This window comes from Erwinia sp. GW821-FHT03D09 (genome assembly GCF_059420805.1).
In genome coordinates this window covers 103,576-125,279 of the sequence record NZ_JBWKUK010000011.1, presented here as the reverse complement: position 1 = coordinate 125,279, position 21,704 = coordinate 103,576, and the positions used below count along the sequence as shown (strand labels likewise).

The following is a 21,704-nucleotide window of genomic DNA, read 5'->3' as shown; positions in this document are numbered from 1 at the left end:
GGGAAATTAAAAGAGTCTTTCACGCAGCGCATGCTCTACGCTAACCTCAGGACGCCAGTTAATATATTTTGATATGTGGGAATTGCTTGCCGACCAGTCGTTGTGGGTTAATTCTCGGATTTTGCTGCGGGTTAGCATGGGTTCTTTTCGCATTATACGATGCGATAACAGACTGATATCGGCGGCCAGTTTTAACAATGGAAGGGGAACGCCGATCAAATGCACCGGATTACCACGGATACTGGAACCGATCTCCTGCAAACGTTTCCAGCTGTACCCATCGATAGCTCCGTCACAAAGCTCGAAAGGTGCTGTCTCCGATACGTTACCAATGACCCACTGATACACGGCTTCAGCTAAATCGCTGACGTGCAGAAACGACAGGAGGGATTCGTAGTGGCCGAGGCGAGGAAGAATACCGCGCAGGAGCCAGTTAAATACCGGCTTCAGTTCTTTATCACCTGGCCCATAGACCGCGGTGGGACGAAAAATACCGAGAGAAATATCAGACGCCATGGCGGTTAGCTTCTGCTCGGCAATAAACTTTGAATTTGCATACCATGAAAGCTGAGGATATCGCGCGGCCAGCGAAGAAATAAACAGGAAGCGCTGACAGTGGCCACCTGCTTGTGCCGCCTGCATCAGACGCAGGCTGCCGGATACGTTACAGTGGGTAAAGACCTCTTCCCGGCTGCCTCTGACCTGGCCTGCACAGTGGATAACGCAGTCTGCTCCCCGAACCAGTTCAGTCAATGTTACCCGATCGTCCAGGTCACCCCGCACCCAGATTAAATTATCGGACGAACGAATAGCAGCCTGCCGGGTTAATGCTCTGACAACGAAGCCCCGCGACAGTAGCTTCTTGACGATATGCCTGCCGATAAACCCCGTTACTCCCGTAACGGCTACCGTTCTGTTCATTGCGCATAACCTGCCAACTGCATGTGTGGGCTCATCGCCTCACTGAGATAGCGCTTCTTGGCTTCGGCGCGCGCCGGTTTTCCTGAAGATGTGCGGGGGATACTGTGCGGAGGCAATAGTTTAACTTCTACCGTTACGCCAAACTCGCTTTGAATGCGTGAGGTCAGCATATGAATAATCTGATCCCGACGCTCTTCAGAGTTCACTCGGCACTGTATTTGCAAAATAATCTTCCCTGCTTCATCACGCTCATTTGATGTCACAAAGGCAATTGCATCGCCCGTGCGAATTTCCGGAACCGATTCGGCAACGTATTCAATATCCTGCGGCCAGATATTGCGGCCACGTATAATAATAAGATCCTTTTTCCGACCGGTAACATACAGCTCTCCGTCCAGCAGATAGCCTAAATCACCCGTATCCATTCTGCCGAGGGACTCGATTTTTGAGCGCGAAACGTTATCCCTGAAATAACCACTCATCAGGCTGGGACCTGAAATCCAGATATGGCCGATTTCACGATCGGATAAAATTTTTCCTGATTCATTACGAATTTCAACACGATGCCCTGGAAGCGCACGGCCACAGTTAACAAACGTCACTCTGGCACGCGTATTCCTGGTCGGCTCAACGGCTTTTCCCTGATATTCCAGAATATCGCGATCGACCATATCGATCATTCGACCAGTTGCGTTATCGAAGAAGCTAACCGCCAGCGTATTTTCTGCCAGGCCATAGCAGGGCATCAGCGCCTTACTATCAAAGTTAATTTTGCTGAAGCACTCGGCAAAACGTTGTAGCAGTTCACTCGAAATTGGCTCGGCACCTACTCCGGCCACACGCCAGCTGGACAGGTCCAAATCCGCAATCTCTTTCTCACTACAACGGCGCAGGCATATCTCATAGCCAAAAGGAGGAGCAACGGAAACAGTACCGCGATTCTTGCTGATGAGTTTTAACCATTGCATCGGGCGCATCGCAAAATCCTGTGTGCGCAGATAGTCAACGGAGAGCTGCGTTGCCACCGGCGTAAGGAGAAAACCGACCAGCCCCATGTCGTGATAGAAAGGCAGCCAGGAAACACAGCGGTCACCGGCCTGTAGTTTAATGCCATAACGACTAATGGCCTGCAGGTTGGCCATCGCGGAACGCTGAGTGATTATCACTCCACGCGGAAAGCGCGTGCTGCCTGAAGTGTATTGGAGATAGGCGATATCCTCGGGCAAAGGTGCTCTGAGCTGAACATCTTTCTCCGGCAGCTCATTGATATCTGCATGAGTGAGGATGCGGATATGCGCTGCTTCGCTATGTACGGGTTTAACTAACGGCAACCACTCATCACTGCTGATAATCGCAGCCGGCTGGCAGCTCTTGAGCAGCCCCTGAAGCTTGTCGATGTAGGAAGCACTCTGGCCAACGCCCATAGGGATGGCCAGTGGAACCGCGACTAAACCTGCATACTGGCAGGCAAAAAACGCTTCGACGAAACCAACGCTGGTTTCCGCGATCAGCGCAACGCGATCGCCTTTTTTCAGGTTCAATGATAATAATCGTCGGGCCGCTATCTTCGCACGCTGCTGTAGTAAGCGATATTCCAGCGAAGCGATGAGTTGGTTACGTCGATCATAGAAATTCATCCCGGTACTTCCCTGGGCTGCGTAGTCTAAAGCTTCAACAAGAGAAGAAAAGTCTGCATAGCGCATAGGAAGAGAATGCGTAGAGCGTGTTTCGTGCATATACAACCCATTTATAGATTAAAATATCTAACAATAGAAATGATTACTATTTGAAGGTTTTTATTTGCGTAACAATTTATACAAGCACATTTTTCGTCTCACAAAGTTGCCTTGAATTACACAGGTGTTGATAAGTCACAGCATGACAGGAAATACTGCTGCGCGCGGACAGCCCGAGAGGGAAATGTGGTGCATTGGTTTTTTAATTTTATCCCGGCATTAAAATACTGCGATGGCTGCAATTTTTAAACCCTCCCGTAGCGAAAATTCATGTTCTGACTTGAATGTAGCATTTAGTGTTAAAGGATTTTAGACTTCGTTTAGGAAAAATACAGTTTAAATAAGAAACAGGCGTTGTTTATTAGAACATTGTGTTAACAGCATAATATGCCTAACGCCTGGGCGAATTTATTCGGTTAGATAACAGGCTGAAAACTCAATGCTTTCCCTTTTTATATAAATACTTAATGCAAAGTGCGAGTATTGCAGAATGGAAAGGGGTGAAGGGCACAATAACCGTGGGTAATACGTTCCCAAAAAGGCTGTTGTGTGTTTTTTTCGTAAATTATCAGTTTCAATGGTATGTATGATTCACATCGAAAAAGTTATCAATAAGCGTCAACTTAAGTCATTTATTACGTTTCCCTCCCATCTTTTTCAAAACGATCCAAACTGGATCAATCCTTTAAATATTGAGCGGTTAGAACACTTCTCGAAAAAAAACCCGGCAGATGAACATATTGAATGGCAGACATGGGTGGCAAAAAAAGAGGGTGAAATTGTTGGCAGAATATCTGCCCAGGTCGATTCCTTACACCGGGGGCTCTACGGTCAGGATACCGGGCATTTTGGCATGATCGATGCCATCGACGATCCTGAAGTGTTCAGCCTGTTATTTTCAGCTGCAGAAAACTGGCTGGTTTCAAAAGGTGCCAGAAAAATCACCGGGCCATTTAGTCTTAACATCAATCAGGAAAGCGGTCTGCTGATTGACGGCTTTGACACCCCGCCAAGCGCCATGATGACCCACGGTAAGCCTTATTATTCAGCCAGAGTTGAGCAGCAGGGATACACACAGGGCATCGATCTCCTGGCCTACTGGATGCGCCTGGCTGAACTCCAGTTCCCCCCATCACTGGCTAAACTTATGGGCCATGCTCGTAAAAAAGTCCGCATTCGCTGCCTTAATCGCAAGAAATTCAGCGAGGAAATGCAGGTTCTGCGCCAGATTTTTAACTCAGCATGGCAGAAAAACTGGGGGTTTGTACCCTTCACCGAACACGAATTTGCCGTTATGGGGGACCAGCTCAAATTCCTGGTACCGGACGATATGATCTTTATCGCCGAGATAGATTCCGTACCCGTCGCGTTCATTATCGGCCTGCCTAACATTAATGAAGCGATTGCCGATCTCAATGGGCGATTATTACCCCTTGGCTGGGCGAAACTCCTTTGGCGGCTGAAAGTCAGCGGTGTGCGTACGGCAAGGGTGCCATTGATGGGTGTAAAACTCGAACATCAGTTTAGCCGCATTGGACCGATCATTGCCCTGCTACTTATTGAAGCGCTGCATGCTGCATTTGGTAAGTGGAACATTGAGGCGTTAGAAATGTCGTGGATTTTGGAATCTAACGCCGGGATGAGGAATATTTTGGAAAAAATTGGTGCGATACCCTATAAGCGTTACCGGTTATATGAAAAACAACTTTAATATCTACTGGGATTGATAATATCGCGATGCTATTTGAAAAGAAAAAGGGTTTCAGCCGGCTGTTCGACAGTATAAAAAACTCGCTGTCTGGTCTTGCCAATGCGCTGTTAACGGAAAATTCATTCAGGCAGCTGTTTATTGTTGCTGGAGTATTATTCGTCGTTGCGCTGTGCGTTGATGTGTCAAACGTTGAACGCCTGTTTTTAGTTTCCAGCTGTTTTCTCCTGCTGGTGGTGGAACTTCTTAATACCGCTATCGAAAGCGCTATCGACCGGGTTTCTCTGGAACTTCATCCGCTGTCAAAACGAGCAAAGGATATCGGCGGCGCAGCACAGCTTGTCACGATGCTGATGACCGTGACCATCTGGGCAATGATTTTACTGTAGATCTAATATCGCTAAAATCACCCCGGGTTAAGCCTCGGCTAATTTGTCCTCCCGCTCGGCAGAAATAACCGGATAAATAGCCGCTAGTGCGGTTTGCAGAACCTCATGATAGGGAGCCCGGGCATCAATGGTTAATACTTTGGACCCATTGTAATTAAGACGGGTCATCACGAGTGCCTTGTCGCGTAATTCCTCATAGTTATGATCGGGTTTGCGAGAAAATGCGGTATCGGCATCAATCTCCAGACGAATAATCAATTCGGGGCGGCATAAAGCCATTTGCTGGTATAAACGTTGTTCACGCTTCGCCAGATACGTCATTAACCTCCCGGTTGTGCGTTCAATTCCGATGCCGGGGCCATCATAATAAAAGCCGGAAACTTCTGCCTGCGGGTAGCGATCGCTGATCACCAGTACGCCGCTCTGAGCTAAGCGTTTTGCTTTAGCCAGATTCGCTTTTCGCCACGCGGAGAGCCCGTACATAATCAGCGCGGCCCAGAGAGCGGGCGCTTTATTGCTCATGCGCTGAGTTTTTTCCGATTTTGCTGCCAGACGGCGCTCAAGCCATACGCCGATCACCGGCAAACGTTTAATTTTATCGCCATCCTCACCGGATATTAATCCGAGGTAGCGGCGTTCCGTTGCGCAGGACGAACTCAGTGTTTTCACCAAATCCGCGGTCAGCGTTGATTTTCCAGTCCCGTCGCAGCCTACCACGGCAATCAGTCCAGGAACGCGGGTGGCAGAGTGTTGGGATGCCGTATTTATTTTATCGCTATGCATTTTTCTGTAAGCCTGAAAGGGCGAGATGAACCGCCTGCAGTGATTTATCGATTATTTTACTTTCCGGTTCACGGGCATCTAAATCAAGAATTTGAGCGCCGTTAAAGGTTAGCTGTGGTATCGCGGCAATTTTCTCGCGGAGTGCAGACAGGGCATGATCCGGTTTACGTAAGCGCGCCGTTTGTTCATCAATATTCAGACGAATCAGCAATGCTGGCGGGTATGAAGCCATCCAACGGTAAAATCGCTGCTCGCTTTTTCTCAGCATGCGTACCCAATAATTCCCGCCTTCCGCTTTTGCAAGCTGAGGGCCGTCAACACGAAACCCGGGAATTTCTGCCTGTGGATAGCGATCGGTAATCAGCAGACAACCCTGTTGAGATCTCGCCAACATGCGCCTGAACTTATAAACCCGCCAGCAGGAGAGCAGATAAATGACCAGTGCGGCCATATTTCCCGGCGGCGAGGATGGGTGATGATGAACGCGTTCAGATCGGTTAATTAAATATTTTCCAATATATGAACCAATAACTGGAAGCCCGGCGATCCATTTACCAATAAAACCCGAAGACTGCCCCAGATAAATCAGCTCTGTCTCACCCTGTGAGGCAAGATGATTTGCAAGATGAGCCGCCAGCGTTGATTTCCCGGCACCATCGCATCCCGTAATAGCGATCGCCCGAACCGGGGAGTGATTGATAATCGTTTTTATATTTTTCACGTTAACAACCCTGTTTTAACAATGCATTTCATAATGCACGATGTTCTCCATATGCGTAAGTGCTGTAGAATAACAAGCACTATTAGCGACGATCTTCTTTTAAAATGCTATATCCTGAGGAATTTAATTAACAGGGATGGCTTTATGAATTCGAAAAACAATCCACCGATTATTGCTATTATTGGCTGTGATGGTTCCGGAAAATCCACTATTTCTGAACACCTTATTGGATTTATCAATCAATATGGTTCTGTTGCCAAAGTACATTTAGGGAAACAGGCTGGTAATGTAGAACGCCAGCTAGTTAAGTTACCGCTGCTGGGTAAAATGTTGGGTAAAACTATCGATCGTAAAAAAGTCGGCCTGGCAAAATCAAAAATTGGTGTAGTGCCTGCACTGGTCATGATGTTTTTTGTTTTACGGCGACTTTTCCGCTTTCGTCGTATGCTACGCCTTCGTAAGCAGGGGCTGATCATCCTGGCCGATCGCTATCCTCAGATGCAAATTCCCGGTGCCTATGATGGTGTACTTTTACCTGAGCATATTTCAGGAAGGCCATTTATTAACTGGCTGGCCGGCAGAGAACATCAGGCATTTCGCTGGATGACCAGTTACAAACCCGATCTGGTGTTAAAACTTAACGTTGACATTGATGTTGCCTGTGCACGAAAACCCGATCATCACCGGGAATCACTGGAAAAAAAAGTTGCGGTCACCTCAAAGCTGAATTTTCCCAGTTCTGAGACTGTTGATATCGACGTGAATCAACCTCTCGACCATGTTCTTCTTATAACAGAACGTGTTGTAGCGAATTTTCTGCAGTCGAGGGGCTACAAAACGTAATAATCAGGGCTAATGTTTCTTATCAAATCTGTTAACCAGCATTAATGCTGCAATCAGCAGGAGTATGGGCGGAAGAAGTGCCGTCAACGGTGCATTGAAAGAGAATAACAAGCCAAGATTGACGATGATCTGGTAGCTAACGTAGGTGAGTAACCCAATAACAGCACCCGTAGCCAGGCGACTTCCTACACCTGGCGCCCGGGGGTTGCTAAATGTAAAGGGAACGGAAAGTAATATCATTGCAAGAATCAAAACGGGCTGTCCCAGCTTTTTCCAAAATGCGATCCTGAACTCTAAATCGGGTTGTTCTGTTGTTTGCAAATAATCGATATAATTATTCAGCTGCCGGATTGAGAAACTATCGCTGGGCATCATTAGTTCTTTCAGGCTGGTATGATTGAATATTGATTGCCACGGCATGCTGTCATGCAACGTCGATGTTTCTTTACCACCTGACCATGTTTTTTGATTAACATCGTATAAAGTCCATATACCGTTACCAATAATTGTCGCAGTTTTAGCATAAAGATAATAATCGAGGGTTTTATCCGGTTGGTACTTAAATATTTCAATGCCAACAGGTTGGTTATATTCATCCAGCGTTTTAATCGTAACAAATTCATTATTTTTACGCGCCCACAGCGTGTTAGCTGAACCGGACGAATTATCATCTCTGGCTTCGGCGATACCTTTTAACTGAAGTGCCCGCTGCTGAAGCGGTGAAGCCACCCATTCGTCCAGCGCGCACAGTGCCACGGTAAAAATAATACCGGCACATAGCGCATTCATTCCTATCCTGAAAACTGACATACCGGAGACGCGCATCGCAGTCAGCTCCAGGCTTTTCGACAGCTGGCCCAGCCCGACAATACCGCCCAATAGAGCGATAAAAGGGCCGAGATCGATCAGGCAGCGAGGCAATTTCATTAATACCACCATCAATGCCTCAGTCCAGTGGTATCCACCAGAACTGACATCATCAAGCTCATTAATAAAATCAAAAGTGGAAAAGAGTGGGATCAGCAAAGCGCCCGCGGCAGCGAAACCGAGGAAGACATTTTTAATCAGATAGCGGCTAAAAATATTCACCGGAAAAACTTCTGTAGTAGCGAAGCTTGATGGGCCAGAAGCGTGAGGAAAACCAACAGCATAATCAACGGCACTGCCCACACGCCGGGAAATGAGGGGATAATTTCGCTGGCAACCAGCGATCGGCTGATGTTACCGGCATAAAAGATTAAAACAAACAGTACGGCTAAGGGTAACAGAGTGGCAAATCGACCCTGGCGTGGGCGTGTGCGGCTTAATGGTATCGCCAGCAGCGCCATTAAAATAGCGCTGATTCCACGGCTTTCTCGCCACTGACATTCGGCGATATCCGCCGGATCGTTTGAGCGTGACAGTTCTGCCATTGATGCGGATTTACTTCTGAGTTCGATACTTTGCTTCATTGGCTTAGGATGTAGATTAAAATTTTTATACGTTTGCGCGTTGTCTTCCGTACCTTGACGGTTAAGCTGATAGGCCGTGCCTGAATGAAGCGCGATCGCTGGTGAGGCGATTGCCGGATTGACCACCTGCACAGAGTGCGCCCGAAATAAAAAGGTATTGTTGCCGGAAGTACTGTATATCAGCACATCTGACAGAAGATTTTTTTTACGATCGATCTTATCGCTCAGAATCATCCTGCCACTGTCATTAAGATTAAATTTCTTTTCCTGTAGATGGCTGACATCTAATTCAGACTGCGCCTGCTGTTTTAGCTGGAATATTTGCGTGTAGGCCCAGGGCCGCGCATACATGGAGAGTAGTGTCACTACAATCCCTAACGGGATCGCCAAAAATAAGATCGCTTTATAAATCCGTAAAGGACTTATGCCAGAGGCAAGTACGGCAGTTATTTCCGAGTCGTTATAAAGCTGCCCCAGCGCAATCGCGACTGAAACATACAGCCCGACGGGAAGTAACATTTCCAAAGCAATCAGAATTTTATAGAAAACAATATACATTACCGATTGCAGCGCCAGGGTGCCGTTGGCGGCATCGGTCAGGTAACGTTGAGTTGAATAACTGGCAAAGATAAAAATCAGAAAACCGATTATTGTCATCACCAGCCGTTGCGTTGCAACCATGATGTAGCGTTCGATTAAATACATAAAATAGTGAGACTCAACATCAGCGTCATGAATAACGGTTTTTTACAGCCTTCCAGATTAATAGTTCAGTCGCGTTACCGTCTTGCAGTTACGTGCTATCACGCTTGCTGCCTGCGGCGAGCGATTTGTGCGGTATGCCACTTCGCGGTTGATCTGTTTATGAGAATAAATTACAACATACTAAAGGTAACATACCTTTAGTATGTTAACGCGATAGCCGCTGAACGTACCCTAATCGAACCAGAGGAACTGAGATATGCATGCACTGATTGTTGTTACGCATCCGGATACAGAGTCATTCACCCACCGCGTTGCCGCCAGCGTGGCCAAAGGTGTCACTGCGGTCGGCAAAGACAATACCGTTGAAATCGCCGATCTGTTTGCTGAAAATTTCGATCCGCGTTTTGCTGCGCCGGATCTGGCATTTTTCCGCAATCAGTCGTCACCGCTGGCGGAAATCGTGGCTGAACAGCAGCGTATAGATCGTGCTGATGCGCTGGTGCTGGTCTATCCCATCTACTGGTGGTCGTTCCCCGGCATGCTGAAAGGCTGGATCGATCGCGTGTTTACCAACGGTTGGGCCTATGACGACACGGAAGGTGGCGGGTTGATAAAAATGCTGCCGAATCTGAACGTTCATTTGATTGGCATTGGTGCCGCTGACGAAGGAACCTATTCTCGTCGCGGCTATGATGAGGCGATGAAAACGCAGATCGATCGTGGAATATTTGATTTTGTTGGCGCAAAGGTGGTTACATCTGAGCTGCTGCTGACGCCAAACGGCCAATTCCCTGAATCCCATCTGGAAATCGCGCTGAAAATCGGTAATAAAATAGCCGGATAACGCCATGCCAGCGGCCAGTCAGCCTTATTTTCACCATCAATCTTTTCAGGATTGATACAACGAGGAGCCTCAGCATGTCCTGCATTTTGAACGAAAAGCACTGCGTCATTATTCACGATACTGCGTTAAGCATGACGGCACGGGGCCAGTGATGTCACGGCGTCGCTTATCTAAGGAAGAGCGCTTTGCTCAGCTGATCGCGGTTGCGTGGCGTTTGATTGCCAGCGAAGGGACCGATGCGCTGACAATGGGTCATCTTGCCGAGGCGGCAGGCATCACTAAGCCCACCGTTTACGAGCATTTTGGCTCCCGCCAGGGGCTGCTGGCGGCGTTGTATCAGGATTTTGAATCCCGCCAGAATAAAGTGATCGATGATGCAGTTGCCGCTGCGGAACCGGTTCTGACTGAAAAAGCCCGCATCATTGCGGCCAGCTACGTGAACTGTGTGCTGACGGAAGGGCGGGAGATCCCGGATGTGCTTGCCGCGCTGAGCGGCTCGCCGGAACTGGCCGAGCTGAGGAAACAGTGCCAGAAAAGCTACCTGAAGAAATGCCGCCGGGCGCTGGCGATGTTTATCGGCCCAAACGGGCTGTCGGATGCGGCGCTGTGGGCGATGCTGGGTGCAGCGGACAGCCTTTCGGCCACCGCCGTCAGCGGAGATATTGCTGAACAGCAGGCGGTTGATGAACTGTATCAGGTGATTGTGGCGATGGTAGAGCGCAGCCGCTAGTGCGGCTGTCGTTTACAATGATGCCATCACGTCGTGGCGTAATTTACTGATGTGATTGCGGATGGAGGCCAGGCTTTTCTCGCGGTCGCCTTCACGCATGGCCGTCAGCAGATCCAGATGCTCGATATGATTCTCGCTCTTGTACAGGGAATTGTTTTGCCGTGGCGGTTGGTGTGGTTTGTGAGGCTGGTCACAAAATTAAAGAAGGTGACATCTCGCGATAGGAAATGTCACCCGTGAAGATAGTTATTACTTTGCTGCCGGGCTCACCACGGCATCCATCAAAACAATCCGCGCGTCCTGACGCTGATACCGATTGATAGCAGGGACCAGCCGCTGAAAATGCTCAGTGGCACAGTGCACATCCAGCGCCGCACGGTCCGGCCATTCTTCGATAAAGATAAAGTGCCCTGGATCTTTTGTCGAGGTGATAATTATGCAAACCAGTATCAAAATGCGTATTGCCCTGCAGGAAGCAGATGACATTGAGGCCAACGCTGAGCATTGTAATGTAAAGAAAATCTTGTGGCCTTTATAAACTTCGCTACTCCCAGTGAGTTGTTTGGTTAATCCGTATTGGTCTGACTTCTCAGGATCGTCCTGCGTAGGGATAAGCCACATGGCAGGCCAGTCTTTCCCTCAACCCTCGGTATTTCGCTCCTTCATGTAGCGCCAGAAGCGTTCTGCCGTCAGATTCAAACGTGCGCCGGAGCGATAAACATACGCCGAGATCTTCAGGGTAAGGCCAGGGTCCATAATCGCGAGTCTCTTCTCTTCCAGCTCGCGCTGAATCGAGTAATCAGGCAGCCAGCCAACGGCATCGCCCTTCAGGATCATTCTTTTCAGCAGCTCACTCATCGAGGAAACAAACGTCAGAAGAAAGGTGGTGTTCGGTATGCGATCGATCACCTGATTAACCTGACGCCCCATGTAGCTGTCATTAGCATATTTGACCAGCGGCAGCGGAGCATCGTTTATCGAGAATAATGGCTTGCCGTCAGGGTCGCAGGGCGATACCAGATGCAGAGAAGAATCGAAGATTTTATGATTGATAAACGGGTAGTTCATCAGTTCTTCGTTGTAAAACGAGAGGATAAAATCACTCTTTCCTTCTTTCAGATTAAACACCGCATCGTTGACATTAATCGATTCAACGAAGAACACCTTATCCGGACTGTCGCGGTAATCGGCTAACAGATCGGGCAGCAGCAGAACGGAAAGCGAAGGGGCGGCATCAATACGGATGCTCTGCTTCAGCTTATCCTCCCCCTTGATGCGGCTAATCTGGAAGTCCATATCGTCGAGCATATTTCTGGCATAGCCAACGAATATTCTACCCTGCGGCGTTAACTGGGGCGGATTCACATTACGGTTGAAGACGCTAAAACCCAGGCTGGACTCCAGTGCCTGAATTCTTCTGCTAAAGGAGGATTGGGAAATATTTCGTTTTTCTGCCGCAAGGGTAAAGCTGCGGCACTCTTCCAGCGCAATCGCATCATAAAGCCACTTTACTTCGAGATTACCTAGCACTTCTTTGCTCCGATTTCAGCCCCAATCGCTATGCAATTTTTACATGATGGATGATTTAAATGCAATTTCTGCATCACGAAGCCGGTGTTACTATCCGCTGCATCATGAGGTCGGCTATTGCCACCTCGCCATTCATCCAGTGAGTCAGGGTATTCTATGAGCGCTATCAAATCTGTCATGCAACATCTCTCAAGCATTGGCATCAATGATGTTCGCGAGGTTGTCTATAACCCGGATTACGAATTGCTGTTCGAGCATGAAACCGCAGCCGACCTTAAGGGGCCCGCACGCGGCAGGCTGACCACGTCTGGTGCCGTGACCGTGGATACCGGCGAGTTCACCGGTCGTTCTCCACGCGACAAATACATCGTCCGCGACGATCTGACCCGTCATACCCTGTGGTGGTCTGATGCCGGCACTGGCCGTAACGATAACAAACCGATGTCCACTGACGTGTGGGCGCATCTGAAAACGCGGGTTGCCGAGTACCTTTCGGAGAAAGCGTTGTATATCGTTGATGCCTGGTGCGGTGCCAGCGCTGATACTCGTCTGGCGGTGCGCTTTGTAACGGAAGTGGCGTGGCAGGCGCACTTTGTCAAAAATATGTTTATCGCCCCCACCGCCGATGAACTGGCAAACTTTACCCCGGACTTTACGGTGATTAACGGTGCGGGCTGCGTCAATCCGCAATGGCAGGAGCAGGGGTTAAACTCAGAGAATTTCGTCGCCTTCAACCTGACGGAAAATATCCAGCTGATTGGCGGTACCTGGTACGGTGGCGAGATGAAGAAAGGGATGTTCTCGGTCATGAACTACCTGCTGCCGCTGAAGGGAATCGCTTCCATGCACTGTTCAGCAAACCGCGGTGAAAAAGGCGATGTGGCGCTGTTCTTTGGCCTCTCCGGCACCGGGAAAACCACGCTATCGACCGATCCGCGCCGCCAGCTGATTGGTGATGATGAGCACGGCTGGGATGCAGACGGCGTATTCAATTTTGAGGGCGGCTGCTATGCCAAGACCATCGATCTGAAAGCGGAGTCGGAACCGGAAATTTATGGTGCCATCCGCCGTAACGCGCTGCTGGAAAACGTGGTGGTCAGGGACGATGGCAGCGTGGATTATGCTGACGGCAGCAAAACCGAGAATACGCGTGTCTCCTATCCGCTGTCGCATATTGAGAATATCGTCCTACCGGTTTCCCGCGCCGGTCACCCTTCACGCATTATCTTCCTTGCTGCGGATGGATTCGGGGTGCTTCCCCCTGTTTCCCGCCTGACGCCTGAACAGATGCAGTATCACTTCCTGTCTGGCTTTACCTCCAAGCTCGCCGGTACCGAGCGCGGTATTACCGCCCCAACGCCAACGTTCTCGGCCTGCTACGGCGCGGCTTTCCTGCTGCTGCACCCGACACAGTATGCCGGTGTTTTGCAGGAGAAGGTCGCGCAGAACAATGCGGAAGTCTGGCTGGTAAATACCGGCTGGAACGGTGCGGGTGAGCGCCTGTCGCTGAAGGATACGCGCCGGATCGTCAACGCCATTCTGGAGGGAGAAGCGGGCGCACTGCGCGAGGAAGCGCTGCCGATCTTTGGTCTTGCCATGCCGCAGGAGATTGCCGGTGTGGATATCGCCACGCTCGATCCGCGTAACGCCTGGGCATCCCCGGAACAGTGGCAGGAAGCCGCGGAGAAACTGGCGCAGCTGTTTATCAGTAACTTCAAGCAGTACAGTGATAACGAGGCCGGTGCACGTATTGCTCAGGCAGGTCCACGGCTGGAGCAGGGCTGAGCTTTGCGCAGCTTGTAAGAGGGTGATGCACTGCCGCTGAGAATAAAGCGCGTAAATCTGACAGACCTGACGCTGCCCCGCGTAAAAACGCCGGGCAGCGTGTTAATTTTTACAGCCGGCCGCCTTCTGCCGGGGGCGATATGATGCCCACTTTGTACTTTTTTAAATCGACTGGCCGAGAAGTAAATCGGCCAGAGCAGTTACCGTGGGGTTTATGCGGGATAACCTGGCGATTTACAGACCCAGATCCGACAGGCCCGGATGATCGTCCGGACGGCGCCCCAGCGGCCAGGAATACTTGCGCTCGCTCTCTTTGATGGGCATGTCATTGATACATGCGAAACGACGTTTCATCAGACCATCAGCCTCAAACTCCCAGTTTTCGTTACCGTAAGAGCGGAACCAGTTACCGGAGTCATCGTGCCATTCATAAGCGTAGCGGACCGCGATACGGTTACCGCCAAATGCCCACAGCTCTTTAATCAGGCGGTACTCATGTTCTTTCTTCCACTTACGGTCAAGGAACCCCTGCGCCTCTTCACGGTTATTTGCAAATTCGGCACGGTTGCGCCATTGGGTATCCTGCGAGTAAGCCAGCGCGACTTTTGCTGCATCGCGGCTGTTCCAGCCATCTTCAGCCAGTCGGACTTTCTCAATAGCCGTTTCCAGAGTGAAAGGGGGAAGCGGTGGGCGTACTTGTGAATCGGTCATGGTGAAACTCCTGCCGATGTTGATTGAATGTAATAAATATTCTCGAAACACAACTCTCAGGAAGAGACCTGTTCCAGCAAAAGCTTCACAACGTCCCTGGCGTTGTCGGCTGCGCTCCCGTCACCCATCACGTATGCCGTGGTGATAGCACCCTCCATCAGAATCAGTAACTGCCTGGCCAGAACCGCCGGATGTTCTACGTTCAGCTGCCCGGCAAGTTCAAGGGCGTAATCCAGCAACTTCTGTTTATGCATCTTTGCAATCTGCCGAACAGGGTCCTCAGGGTCACTCACTTCTCCGGCCGTGTTGATAAACGCGCAGCCACGGAAGCCTTCGGACTCAAACCAGCTCTTCAAAACAGTGAACATATTCAGAATGCGATCCTGAGGCGTTTCGCCCTTATCCGACTCGGTCCTGAACCAATGCATCCACCGTTCGTCGCGCCCATTCAACGCAGCAGCTGCTACGTCCTCCTTGTTCGCAAAATGGCGATAAATACTTTTCCTCGCGACCCCTGAGGTCTTAACCAGAAGGTCCATGCCTGTTGCATGAATACCGTTCTGATAGATGAGCTGCTCGGCGGTCTGCAGGATTTTTTCTCGGGTATTACTCGTTTTCGTCTTCATGCTCTAAAGGTAGAACGATCGTTCTGCCTCGTCAACGTTTTTCTATAAGAAAGATCGTCGGGATTAAAAAAACGATCAAAAAATAAACTAATTTATTGATTTTTATAAATAAAATGGAATTAAATACGTTAGCGTCTGACCTGGGGCGGGAGGATCGAGAGCACTGGCGTTTTTAGGACAGCTTAAGAAGTCGTCGTCGAAGAGGTGTATAAACGGGTCAGATGTGCGACGGGCAGATGTGGCGTCGGGTTCGGTGACCACAAGCGCGATCACCTTTAACGATAAGACAAAAAACTGAATAACGGGAAGGATTCAGAGGGGAATTGGGTAAATCACTACTCAGAATAGTGCAACTCGATTCTTATACCACTCGGTTCATAGCACATCATATGCATTGACGGCCCTTCTCTTATTAGCGTTGGCGCAAATTCGATTTCAATCCCATTGCCTTCAACAGATCATGAAGTTGGAACCAGAAGTAAATGACATGATTAGTGCTCTCCTTCAGAAATTGATTTGGCCAACGATTGATGAACTAAACCTTTCTTACTCTACAACAGTAATCATTCCCGGATTGGCCACTGTGAGGTTAAAACGGTTTTGTAGGCAGGTACTTGCCATCCAGGGTGATAACGGCGCGATGGCCTCCGTCCGGATCTTCGACTTTCTTGATGTCCAGTTTAAAGTTGATGGCGCTGATAATGCCATCGCCGAACTTCTCGTGAACCAGCGCCTTAAGAGTAGTACCGTAAACCGACATCATTTCGTAAAAACGATAAATTGTCGGATCTGTCGGTATCCCATCCGCAAAACTTCCACGAACTGGCATCGACTGCAGTAAAGCGACTTCATCAGCATTAAGCCCCAGTTTCTGACCAACAACTTCCGCTGCGCTGGCGGGTAGTGGGTGCTGACCAAGCAGAGCCGCAGTGACAAAGGCTTCGGACAAATCCGTACCGTCTACAATCTCGGCAAAGGAAAGGTCTTTGCGGGCCTTAGCCAGAATAATGGTTTCGGTGAGAATCTGGCGGGCGGTCTGGGTTACTTGAGTCTGGATCATAATTTCATCTCCTGGATAAATGTGGTGTTCAGGCAACACGCCTGGTTTGTGGGGAAACGGCCTGAATGTCAGGGTTGTCTGCGAGAGACACGAAGGTGCCGCTGCGGCTATCAAAGGCGTCGATACGTCCACTCTCAATGTCATAGATCCAGCCATGCAGGGTCACGCGGCCCTCTTCAAGCGCCAGGCGTACAGAAGGGTGAGTCTGGATGTTAGCCAGCTGCGCGATGACGTTCTCGCGAACCATGGCCGCAACTTTGGCCGGCTGGTCCGGATGCTGGCGGGCCTCATTAACCACCCGGGCTGAGTCTGCGTAACGCAACCAGCTTGATACTGCGGGCATATGGTCCAGGCATTTACAGGTGGCAATGGCAGTCATTGCGCCGCAGTCAGAGTGGCCACAGATCACGATATCGTTGACCTGAAGTGCGGCTACTGCGTATTCCACGGAGGCTGAAACGCCGCCAGGTTCGGGGCCATAGGATGGCACAATGTTACCGGCGTTGCGGATGACGAATAAATCGCCCGGCTCGCGCTGGGTAACCAGTTCAGGCACCAGCCGGCTGTCAGAGCAGGAGATAAACAGCGTTCTGGGACTTTGCTGGTTAGCAAGGTTCTTGAACAGCTTTACCCGCTCGGGAAAGGCATTTTTTTGAAACTTAAGAAAACCTTCAATGATCTCTTTCATGGATGTTGTCTCAATGTCACTGGGTGTGAGGCAGAGATTAAACAGAGCGTGGCATAAGGTAAAAGTCTCATTTATTATTATCTGAATCAGATAATCTTATGAGGTAGGTTATGCTCGACCGACGTATTCGCTATTTTATGGCAGTCGCTGAACATCTCAGCTTCACCAAAGCTGCAGCGGCGCTACACGTCTCTCAGCCTGCTCTCTCACAATTGGTCAGGCAGTTGGAGGAAAGCCTTAATGCTCAGTTGTTTGACCGTACAGGCAGAACAACACGCTTGACGGATGTGGGTGAGGCCTATCTTCAGTATGTTCGCCGTGCTTCTCAGGAGCTGCAGGAAGCGACGCGGGTTATTCATGACGTAAGCGATCTCAGCCGCGGCTCACTGCGGGTTGCAGTAACGCCGACCTTTACAACCTACCTGATCGGGCCACTGGTTGAAGCGTTTCACTCGCGGTATCCGCAGATTACCCTCAGCGTGCGTGAAATATCCCAGGAGCACATGGAGGATCTGCTGCTGGCGGGTGAGTTGGATGTGGGGATAGCGTTCGGGGAAGTAAACTGCCCGGACATCGAGGCAATCCCGTTGCTAAACGAGACGCTTGCGCTGGTGGTCAGCACCAGACATCCACTGGCAAAGGAAAAATCTGTTGGATTACAGACCCTCAATACAGAGTCCCTCGTCTTGCTCAGCAAGGAATTCGCGACCCGCGAACAGATAGACAGCCACTGTAGAAAACATGGCATTTACCCAAAGGTGATGATGGAGGCTAATGCTCTCGGTGCGGTAATCGAAATAGTGCGAAGAACACTTTTGTCAACGCTGTTGCCCGCAAAGACCGCTATGGCTCAGGAGGATCTGGTGGCGATTACCCTCGAACCAGAACGCCTGCAGCGCACAGTAGTCCTTATGCGGCGCAGGGATGCCTATCAGAGCTTTGCGGCCCGGGTTTTTGCTGAACTGGCTGTAGAGGTATCGACTCGACTGGAGCTGGAATAGTCGTACATAAGATCAAAGTCATCATTGATGGTGAAGCGATCCCGGGAAGGTTATGAATCGGTCTGTGCTCACCCAGCACGAGCCTCCTGACGGGCTTCTTCAACGAAAACGGATTAGATAAGCCTGTATTAGTTTGAAATGTCGGCTTTTCGCTTATGGCCGACGGTTTTTCTGCCGGCGAGGCTCCCTTCGCCGGAAGCGATCCTTACCCCAAAAATAGTCTTTCCGTCCTCATGCCGGTAATACGCGCTGCCGCAGCTGCGCGGCGCGGTTGATCAGCGTTTGATCGTCGCGCCGCACCAGTTCGCTGCGTAATGCGTTATACAGGATCAGGCTGATACCGCCGCAGGCTAGCGCGACAATCAGCGTGAAGATCGCCGTCAGCCGCAGGGTGAGGGAAGGGCTATACACGATCACTCTCCTGTTCAGACAGGCAGTAGCCCATGCCTCTGACCGTGGTGATAAGCTTTTGCGGAAAAGGATCGTCAACTTTACGGCGCAGGCGACGAATGGCGACATCCACGATATTGGTTTCGCTGTTGAAATTCATACCCCAGATTTCACTGGCGAGCAGCGTACGGGGCAGGATCTCGCCGTGACGGCTGGCAAGTAGCCACAGCAGCATGAACTCTTTGCGAGTCAGCGCCACCGGAGTACCGCCACGCGTGACCTGAAAACGCGCCGAGTCCATCACCAGATCCGCCACGCGCAGTGTGGCGCTGTGCGGTTGATGCTGGCGAAGCTGATTTTTTACCCGCGCCAGAAGTTCAGCAAACGAGAAGGGTTTTACCAGATAATCGTTCGCGCCAAGCTCCAGGCCTTTAACACGATCGTCCACCGAATCCCTGGCCGTGAGGCAAATCACCGGCGTGATCCACGATATAGCCTGCTTCCTCAAGTCCTTTGCGCACCCAGGCGCTGGCCTTCTGGTTATCTTCAATCAGTAACAGTTTCATGGGCGCAGTGTGCCATGAAATAAAGGGGCGCCCCAGCGTTTCAGCGCCAGATGACAATATGGTCATCTTTCTGACAGGTAACCGTGCCCCCCGCGCAGGTATAACAGCACGGTCATTAACACAGGAGAATAAAACATGAAAAAGTCTGTCGCTGCCTTTTCCCTTTCTATGCTGCTGGCTGCGCCCGGTATGGTCCTTGCCGCCGGTAAAAACCCGATCAGTGTGCATGCCCTGAACCAGCAAACGGGAATGCCGGCCCCGCATGTTGCGGTAACGCTGGAGAAAAAACAGGGTGAAAGCTGGACCGTGCTGAACACTGCCAGCACCGACGAAGATGGCCGCGTGGCGGCGCTGTGGCCGGAAAAACCGTTTGAGGCGGGCGACTATCGCGTGACCTTTAAAACCGGCAAATATTTCGCGGATCGGAAACAGGAAAGTTTCTTCCCGGAAATCCCGGTGGAATTCCACATCAGCAATACGGCTACCACCTATCACGTTCCGCTGCTGCTGAGCCAGTATGGTTACTCCACGTATCGCGGGAGCTGAGTAGAAAAGCAAAAAGCCCGCTTAAGTTTCCTTAAGCGGGCTTCTCTAAATATGGCTCCTCTGACTGGACTCGAACCAGTGACATACGGATTAACAGTCCGCCGTTCTACCGACTGAACTACAGAGGAATCGTGTGAACGAGGCGCATATTAATCATCGGGGCCGGGTGTGTCAACGTGGAAAATCAATAAAATCAGCTAACTGCTGATGTTTGCAGCAAAATGCTGATTTCGTCGGCATTTATCTCAGCATCCTTCTTATTTTTACGCCATTTGCGCCTTCCCGGCGGGCAGCGGGTTACGCTTTGCCGACGGCTCGAGTATTATCGCCAATGGGTGCACTGAAACGATCCCTCCGCAGGCGAGCCCGCAAACTCGGCGAATTTTTAAAGGATTACGGCAATGAAAGAAAGATTTCCGCAAGGCTTTATGTGGGGTGGCGCAACCGCTGCCAATCAGGTGGAAGGCGCATACGATAAGGACGGTAAAGGTCTGTCGATTGTTGATGCCATCCCCGGCGGCAAGGCGCGTCTGAGCATCGTTTCCTCGCCGGAGTTTGATTTCTCGCTGGATACCGAGCGTTATACCTACCCGAACCATAAAGGCATCGATCACTATCATCGTTTCCGTGAGGATATCGCGCTGTTCGCGGAAATGGGCTTCAAATGCTATCGCTTCTCCATTGCCTGGACGCGCATCTACCCGAACGGGGTAGAGCAGCAGCCGAACGAGGCGGGCCTCAACCACTATCAGCAGGTCATCGACACCTGCATCGCCCACGGCATCGAGCCGGTGATCACCATTTCCCACTATGAGATGCCGCTGCACCTGGCGAAAACCTTCGGCGGCTGGCAGGGGCGCGAGGTGATCGGCCACTTCGAGCGCTTTGCCCGCACGGTGCTGGCGCGTTTTGGCCAGCAGGTGAAGTACTGGATGACCTTTAACGAGATCAACAGCGCCTTCCACTTCCCGATTATGAGCCAGGGCCTGACGGTGAAAACTGGCGCGCTGGAGCCACAGGCCAAATTCCAGGCGCTGCATAATCAGTTCGTTGCCAGCAGCCTGGCGGTGAAAATCGCCCATGAAACCAACCCGGATATCAAGATTGGCTGCATGATCCTCTATGCCACCAGCTACGGCTTCGACTGTAACCCGGTGAACCAGCTGGCGGCGCTGAAAGAGCGTCAGTCGTCAGACTTCTACTGCGCTGACGTGCAGGTGGGTGGCAAATACCCGTACTACGCGAAAAGCCTGTGGAAGTCGCTGGGCGTCAAGCTGGATATCCAGCCGGGCGATATGGAACTGCTGAAAGCGCACACCGTTGACTACATCGGCTTCAGCTACTACATGTCCCGCACCATCTACGCCACTAATCCGGAAGCCGCGGCGGCGCACGGTAACCTGCTGGGTGGCGCGCGTAACCCGTTCCTGGAAGCCAGCGACTGGGGCTGGGAGATCGACCCAACCGGCCTGCGGATTGCTCTGAACGAGCTGTACGATCGCTACGAGAAGCCGCTGTTTATCGTTGAGAACGGCCTGGGCGCGATAGATAAGCCGGATGAAAATCATTACATCGCCGATGATTACCGCATTAACTATCTGCGCCAGCACATTAGCGCGATGGCGGAGGCAGTTGAAGACGGGGTGGATCTGATGGGCTACACGCCGTGGGGCTGTATCGATCTGGTGAGTATGTCTACCGGGGAGATGAGCAAGCGCTACGGCATGATCTACGTCGATCTGGATGACAACATCAACGGCACCGGCGCTCGCTACCGTAAAAAATCCTTCTACTGGTATAAGCAGGTGATTGCCACCAACGGCCAGGATCTCGGCTAAGACTATGGCTGCCCCGCAGGGGGCAGCCTGTCTGAACGTTCAACGCCGAGTGCTGCTACCCGGTCCGGGCTGAATCAGAAAGAAGCGAAACGTCTGTGCCTGAGCGCCACTGTACGGGCTCGGCTGCCTCAG

21 protein-coding genes, 1 tRNA gene and 2 pseudogenes are annotated in these 21,704 nt (G+C 50.8%); 9 read left to right on the top strand and 15 right to left on the bottom strand.

From position 1 onward, the window contains the following. Positions 1-6: 6 nt before the first annotated feature. Together AC07U6_RS13155 and AC07U6_RS13150 are read right to left on the bottom strand one after the other, a co-directional pair. Positions 7-921 (bottom strand): NAD-dependent epimerase/dehydratase family protein, encoded by a 915-nt coding sequence (locus AC07U6_RS13155; RefSeq protein WP_494762368.1) that lies wholly within the window; start codon positions 919-921, stop codon positions 7-9. Beyond that, a complete protein-coding gene (locus AC07U6_RS13150) occupies positions 918-2,657 on the bottom strand; it encodes a fatty acyl-AMP ligase (protein ID WP_494762369.1) in 1,740 nt (579 codons plus the stop codon). The genes AC07U6_RS13155 and AC07U6_RS13150 overlap by 4 nt, the downstream gene beginning before the upstream one ends. Positions 2,658-3,243: 586 nt before the next feature. On the opposite strand from AC07U6_RS13150, the gene AC07U6_RS13145 reads away from it, so the two are divergent. Both AC07U6_RS13145 and AC07U6_RS13140 read left to right on the top strand, forming a co-directional pair. Beyond that, complete coding sequence (locus AC07U6_RS13145; protein ID WP_494762370.1) at positions 3,244-4,368, top strand: N-acetyltransferase; 1,125 nt, start codon at positions 3,244-3,246, stop codon at positions 4,366-4,368. 26 nt (positions 4,369-4,394) lie between these two features. Further along, entirely contained in the window at positions 4,395-4,754 is a 360-nt protein-coding gene (locus AC07U6_RS13140) for a diacylglycerol kinase (RefSeq protein WP_494762371.1), read from the top strand. 27 nt (positions 4,755-4,781) lie between these two features. On the opposite strand, the gene AC07U6_RS13135 is transcribed toward AC07U6_RS13140, so the two are convergent. Both AC07U6_RS13135 and AC07U6_RS13130 read right to left on the bottom strand, forming a co-directional pair. Further along, positions 4,782-5,537 (bottom strand): nucleoside/nucleotide kinase family protein, encoded by a 756-nt coding sequence (locus AC07U6_RS13135; RefSeq protein WP_494762372.1) that lies wholly within the window; start codon positions 5,535-5,537, stop codon positions 4,782-4,784. Continuing rightward, the gene (locus AC07U6_RS13130; protein WP_494762373.1) at positions 5,530-6,258 is read right to left on the bottom strand and encodes a nucleoside/nucleotide kinase family protein; all 729 of its coding nucleotides are present in this window, start codon (positions 6,256-6,258) and stop codon (positions 5,530-5,532) included. Before AC07U6_RS13130 ends, AC07U6_RS13135 begins: the two co-directional genes overlap by 8 nt. Before the next feature lie 144 nt (positions 6,259-6,402). On the opposite strand from AC07U6_RS13130, the gene AC07U6_RS13125 reads away from it, so the two are divergent. After that, entirely contained in the window at positions 6,403-7,101 is a 699-nt protein-coding gene (locus AC07U6_RS13125) for a nucleoside/nucleotide kinase family protein (RefSeq protein ID WP_494762374.1), read from the top strand. Positions 7,102-7,110: 9 nt separating this feature from the next. On the opposite strand, the gene lptG is transcribed toward AC07U6_RS13125, so the two are convergent. Further along, positions 7,111-8,190, bottom strand: coding sequence for an LPS export ABC transporter permease LptG (lptG, locus tag AC07U6_RS13120; protein WP_494762375.1), 1,080 nt, complete (start codon positions 8,188-8,190; stop codon positions 7,111-7,113). Further along, positions 8,187-9,257: an LPS export ABC transporter permease LptF gene (lptF, locus tag AC07U6_RS13115; RefSeq protein ID WP_494762376.1), complete on the bottom strand. Its 1,071-nt coding sequence runs from the start codon at positions 9,255-9,257 to the stop codon at positions 8,187-8,189. Before lptF ends, lptG begins: the two co-directional genes overlap by 4 nt. A gap of 256 nt (positions 9,258-9,513) precedes the next feature. Here lptF and AC07U6_RS13110 point away from each other — a divergent pair, with 256 nt between their 5' ends. Further along, a complete protein-coding gene (locus tag AC07U6_RS13110; RefSeq protein ID WP_494762377.1) occupies positions 9,514-10,101 on the top strand; it encodes an NAD(P)H-dependent oxidoreductase in 588 nt (195 codons plus the stop codon). Positions 10,102-10,252: 151 nt separating this feature from the next. Continuing rightward, the gene (locus AC07U6_RS13105) at positions 10,253-10,831 is read left to right on the top strand and encodes a TetR/AcrR family transcriptional regulator (RefSeq protein WP_494762378.1); all 579 of its coding nucleotides are present in this window, start codon (positions 10,253-10,255) and stop codon (positions 10,829-10,831) included. Positions 10,832-11,080: 249 nt separating this feature from the next. On the opposite strand, the gene AC07U6_RS13100 is transcribed toward AC07U6_RS13105, so the two are convergent. Together AC07U6_RS13100 and AC07U6_RS13095 are read right to left on the bottom strand one after the other, a co-directional pair. Next, positions 11,081-11,452: a putative quinol monooxygenase gene (locus tag AC07U6_RS13100; protein ID WP_494762379.1), complete on the bottom strand. Its 372-nt coding sequence runs from the start codon at positions 11,450-11,452 to the stop codon at positions 11,081-11,083. A gap of 18 nt (positions 11,453-11,470) precedes the next feature. Then, the gene (locus AC07U6_RS13095; protein ID WP_494762380.1) at positions 11,471-12,361 is read right to left on the bottom strand and encodes a LysR substrate-binding domain-containing protein; all 891 of its coding nucleotides are present in this window, start codon (positions 12,359-12,361) and stop codon (positions 11,471-11,473) included. A 156-nt stretch (positions 12,362-12,517) separates the two neighbouring features. Here AC07U6_RS13095 and pckA point away from each other — a divergent pair, with 156 nt between their 5' ends. Next, positions 12,518-14,146, top strand: coding sequence for a phosphoenolpyruvate carboxykinase (ATP) (gene pckA / locus AC07U6_RS13090; protein WP_494762381.1), 1,629 nt, complete (start codon positions 12,518-12,520; stop codon positions 14,144-14,146). A 234-nt stretch (positions 14,147-14,380) separates the two neighbouring features. On the opposite strand, the gene AC07U6_RS13085 is transcribed toward pckA, so the two are convergent. The 4 genes from AC07U6_RS13085 to AC07U6_RS13070 form a co-directional block, all read right to left on the bottom strand. Beyond that, positions 14,381-14,857: a nuclear transport factor 2 family protein gene (locus AC07U6_RS13085; protein ID WP_494762382.1), complete on the bottom strand. Its 477-nt coding sequence runs from the start codon at positions 14,855-14,857 to the stop codon at positions 14,381-14,383. Between the two features lie 56 nt (positions 14,858-14,913). Then, positions 14,914-15,483, bottom strand: a complete 570-nt coding sequence (locus AC07U6_RS13080; RefSeq protein ID WP_494762383.1) for a TetR/AcrR family transcriptional regulator — start codon at positions 15,481-15,483, stop codon at positions 14,914-14,916. A gap of 589 nt (positions 15,484-16,072) precedes the next feature. Beyond that, positions 16,073-16,543 (bottom strand): cyanase, encoded by a 471-nt coding sequence (gene cynS, locus AC07U6_RS13075; RefSeq protein WP_494762384.1) that lies wholly within the window; start codon positions 16,541-16,543, stop codon positions 16,073-16,075. A gap of 28 nt (positions 16,544-16,571) precedes the next feature. Next, the gene (locus tag AC07U6_RS13070; RefSeq protein ID WP_494762385.1) at positions 16,572-17,231 is read right to left on the bottom strand and encodes a carbonic anhydrase; all 660 of its coding nucleotides are present in this window, start codon (positions 17,229-17,231) and stop codon (positions 16,572-16,574) included. A gap of 110 nt (positions 17,232-17,341) precedes the next feature. Between AC07U6_RS13070 and cynR the strand changes: the two genes are divergently transcribed. After that, positions 17,342-18,232, top strand: a complete 891-nt coding sequence (gene cynR, locus AC07U6_RS13065) for a transcriptional regulator CynR (protein WP_494762386.1) — start codon at positions 17,342-17,344, stop codon at positions 18,230-18,232. 240 nt (positions 18,233-18,472) lie between these two features. Here the strand turns inward: cynR and AC07U6_RS13060 are convergent. Further along, positions 18,473-18,643 (bottom strand): annotated as a pseudogene (locus tag AC07U6_RS13060) (two-component sensor histidine kinase); the annotation flags it as partial. After that, positions 18,636-19,188 (bottom strand): annotated as a pseudogene (locus AC07U6_RS13055) (winged helix-turn-helix domain-containing protein). The pseudogenes AC07U6_RS13060 and AC07U6_RS13055, both read right to left, overlap by 8 nt. Before the next feature lie 135 nt (positions 19,189-19,323). On the opposite strand from AC07U6_RS13055, the gene uraH reads away from it, so the two are divergent. Next, a complete protein-coding gene (gene uraH, locus AC07U6_RS13050; RefSeq protein ID WP_494762387.1) occupies positions 19,324-19,734 on the top strand; it encodes a hydroxyisourate hydrolase in 411 nt (136 codons plus the stop codon). Between the two features lie 52 nt (positions 19,735-19,786). Here the strand turns inward: uraH and AC07U6_RS13045 are convergent. Next, a tRNA-Asn gene (locus tag AC07U6_RS13045) sits at positions 19,787-19,862 on the bottom strand. A 273-nt stretch (positions 19,863-20,135) separates the two neighbouring features. On the opposite strand from AC07U6_RS13045, the gene AC07U6_RS13040 reads away from it, so the two are divergent. Beyond that, positions 20,136-21,572: a glycoside hydrolase family 1 protein gene (locus AC07U6_RS13040; protein ID WP_494762388.1), complete on the top strand. Its 1,437-nt coding sequence runs from the start codon at positions 20,136-20,138 to the stop codon at positions 21,570-21,572. Positions 21,573-21,704 lie beyond the last annotated feature (132 nt).

Coding starts and splice junctions, on each gene's coding strand:
- AC07U6_RS13155 (WP_494762368.1), bottom strand. CDS start 921: ATGAACAGAACGGTAGCCGTTACGGGAGTAACGGGGTTTATCGGCAGG.
- AC07U6_RS13150 (WP_494762369.1), bottom strand. CDS start 2,657: ATGCACGAAACACGCTCTACGCATTCTCTTCCTATGCGCTATGCAGAC.
- AC07U6_RS13145 (WP_494762370.1), top strand. CDS start 3,244: ATGATTCACATCGAAAAAGTTATCAATAAGCGTCAACTTAAGTCATTT.
- AC07U6_RS13140 (WP_494762371.1), top strand. CDS start 4,395: ATGCTATTTGAAAAGAAAAAGGGTTTCAGCCGGCTGTTCGACAGTATA.
- AC07U6_RS13135 (WP_494762372.1), bottom strand. CDS start 5,537: ATGCATAGCGATAAAATAAATACGGCATCCCAACACTCTGCCACCCGC.
- AC07U6_RS13125 (WP_494762374.1), top strand. CDS start 6,403: ATGAATTCGAAAAACAATCCACCGATTATTGCTATTATTGGCTGTGAT.
- lptF (WP_494762376.1), bottom strand. CDS start 9,257: ATGTATTTAATCGAACGCTACATCATGGTTGCAACGCAACGGCTGGTG.
- AC07U6_RS13110 (WP_494762377.1), top strand. CDS start 9,514: ATGCATGCACTGATTGTTGTTACGCATCCGGATACAGAGTCATTCACC.
- AC07U6_RS13105 (WP_494762378.1), top strand. CDS start 10,253: ATGTCACGGCGTCGCTTATCTAAGGAAGAGCGCTTTGCTCAGCTGATC.
- AC07U6_RS13100 (WP_494762379.1), bottom strand. CDS start 11,452: ATGTGGCTTATCCCTACGCAGGACGATCCTGAGAAGTCAGACCAATAC.
- pckA (WP_494762381.1), top strand. CDS start 12,518: ATGAGCGCTATCAAATCTGTCATGCAACATCTCTCAAGCATTGGCATC.
- AC07U6_RS13085 (WP_494762382.1), bottom strand. CDS start 14,857: ATGACCGATTCACAAGTACGCCCACCGCTTCCCCCTTTCACTCTGGAA.
- AC07U6_RS13080 (WP_494762383.1), bottom strand. CDS start 15,483: ATGAAGACGAAAACGAGTAATACCCGAGAAAAAATCCTGCAGACCGCC.
- cynS (WP_494762384.1), bottom strand. CDS start 16,543: ATGATCCAGACTCAAGTAACCCAGACCGCCCGCCAGATTCTCACCGAA.
- AC07U6_RS13070 (WP_494762385.1), bottom strand. CDS start 17,231: ATGAAAGAGATCATTGAAGGTTTTCTTAAGTTTCAAAAAAATGCCTTT.
- cynR (WP_494762386.1), top strand. CDS start 17,342: ATGCTCGACCGACGTATTCGCTATTTTATGGCAGTCGCTGAACATCTC.
- uraH (WP_494762387.1), top strand. CDS start 19,324: ATGAAAAAGTCTGTCGCTGCCTTTTCCCTTTCTATGCTGCTGGCTGCG.
- AC07U6_RS13040 (WP_494762388.1), top strand. CDS start 20,136: ATGAAAGAAAGATTTCCGCAAGGCTTTATGTGGGGTGGCGCAACCGCT.